General features: G+C 55.3%; 1 protein-coding gene. It reads right to left on the reverse strand.

The genetic code is table 11. The annotated features are described in order from the left end of the window. A partial coding sequence (locus NKH02_RS34450; protein WP_352884304.1) for a hypothetical protein occupies nucleotides 1–634 on the reverse strand: 634 nt, incomplete at its 3' end. Between the last annotated feature and the right edge of the window lie 28 nt (nucleotides 635–662).

Here is a 662-nt window from a genome sequence, read left to right on the forward strand (position 1 = left end):
CTAGCGACTTTCGGTCGGAGACTGTCGGCTTGTGATACCAGAGCCGCAGATTGCCACCCTCCCGAGCCATGCTGGGATAGAAGTTGAGCGCCGCGACGGTGTTGTGCGCCACCGCAGAAAGCTCGTAACCCTTCCCGGCACATAGGACTTGAGCGACATCGTCGTGGGGGTCCAAGGAAAATGTGCCGCTGCCTGACCAACTAAGAGCGCGACAAACATTAGCCTGGCCCTGCTCCGAACGGGCCAGCCGCAATTCAATTCCCTGGTCATGAAGCTCGCGCTTCAAAGCGTCGAATAATGCTCGGACGGGATCAACCAAATTGCCAAAAAGGGCGTCGACGTACGGTCGCGCAGTTTCCGATTCCGCGAAATAGCTGGCTGCATCCTTCCTGTAGTGGGATGCGCCGACATATTGTCCGGGGACGCCATCTTTACGCTCCCTGAGACCGGGGCTGTCAACAAAATTCGTGGTGATTTCTTCCGCTATTTCCGTATTGAAAGCTTGCTTGACATGCAGAGCGGTGATCTCACCTTTCAGGACTAAGACGATTTCCGCAGTGCTGATTGAGCCAGTTCGTTCTCTGATCGTAGGAGGTGAGATAGCAGGCGCCTGAGATGCTTGGTTAGTGCCCATTGGCTTGCTCCTTTAGTGCGTGATCTAG

Source organism: Mesorhizobium sp. M1396 (assembly GCF_040317725.1).
Taxonomy (GTDB): Bacteria; Pseudomonadota; Alphaproteobacteria; order Rhizobiales; family Rhizobiaceae; genus Mesorhizobium.